Origin of the sequence: Campylobacter estrildidarum (assembly GCF_005406205.1) — a bacterium.
Taxonomy (GTDB): domain Bacteria; phylum Campylobacterota; class Campylobacteria; order Campylobacterales; family Campylobacteraceae; genus Campylobacter_D; species Campylobacter_D estrildidarum.
This window is the reverse complement of sequence record NZ_NXLZ01000040.1, coordinates 1-1,173: the sequence shown is the minus strand read 5'-3', so window position 1 is coordinate 1,173 and position 1,173 is coordinate 1. Positions and strand designations below refer to the sequence as shown.

Genomic DNA, 1,173 nt, shown 5'->3' with positions numbered 1-1,173 from the left:
AACTACTAAAGATAATGTAGAAATTGCTAATGAATCAGCTATTATTTCTAATGCAGTAAGTGATATAGCTAATAATATCTTAGAAGATGTTAAGAAGAAGAAATTCTAAATCCATTGTGTTTAATCACTATTGAGTGATTAAACATTGTTGGTTGTTGTAAAAGCTAAATTACTTTTCAAATCAAAGTCATAATTTTTTGACTTTAAAAATTTATATCTTTCTTTTTAATTTGTTTTCTACTTTCAAAAGCCTTTAATAATACCATTTATATTGATTAAATATCTTCTAATTTTTCTATATTTATTTGTTACATCTGAATCTAATTTAGCTGTAAAAATATAATCTCGATATTCGCTTAGTAACTTTATTTTGTGATATAAAATTAAACAACTTAAAATATCTTATAAATTATATCGTCAAGAATAGTGTTTGCAAATGTCTCCAAGTTTGAAAATCAGTAAGAAACCTTAAAAATGATCAATATGATAATTCTTTTTAAACGTTAGGGCAAGTGCTGAAAGTAATACCCTAAATAATCAAGAGAATCAAGAAATCTTAACTTTATAAAAGCCTTCTTGTATGAATATTTTAATTGTATTTCTTTATAAAAAATCCTTCTGTAATTTTAGGAAAAAGTGATTTATGATGCTAATAATACTTGTTATCTTCAATAAGGCGAAAGTAAAATCAAAAAAATGTACCGCAATAATACGGCATTCAAGACCAACTTTATGTAAAATGCCTACGAACTAAAACAATAAAAAGCTTACTGATCTTATAATACTAGGATGTGTTGTAAGCTATTAAACCGCTCTTTAGTTTTTATGAACCTTAAAATATTTGAAAAAGAATATAAAATATATAAAGCTTTTTTGAAAAATGTAAAGTGTTATTAAGAATTTGTAAAGAATAAATCTTCGATTTTATTTCTAAAAAACTTTATAAATAATAATTTAATTAGATCTTTCTCTCGTTTTATAATTTTATACTATTTTTCTATTATTTCAATGTTTTAAACAACCAACAATGTTTAATCACTCAATAGTGATTAAACACAATGGATTTAGAATTTCTTCTTCTTAACATCTTCTAAGATATTATTAGCTATATCACTTACTGCATTAGAAATAATAGCTGATTCATTAGCAATTTCTACATTATCTTTAGTAGTT

2 pseudogenes are annotated in these 1,173 nt (G+C 23.1%); one reads left to right on the top strand and one right to left on the bottom strand.

Features of this window, described 5'->3' with window-relative positions:
• Positions 1-109: pseudogene (locus CQA69_RS08840) on the top strand (methyl-accepting chemotaxis protein); the annotation flags it as partial.
• A gap of 955 nt (positions 110-1,064) precedes the next feature.
• Here the strand turns inward: CQA69_RS08840 and CQA69_RS08835 are convergent.
• Positions 1,065-1,173, bottom strand: a pseudogene (locus CQA69_RS08835) (methyl-accepting chemotaxis protein); the annotation flags it as partial.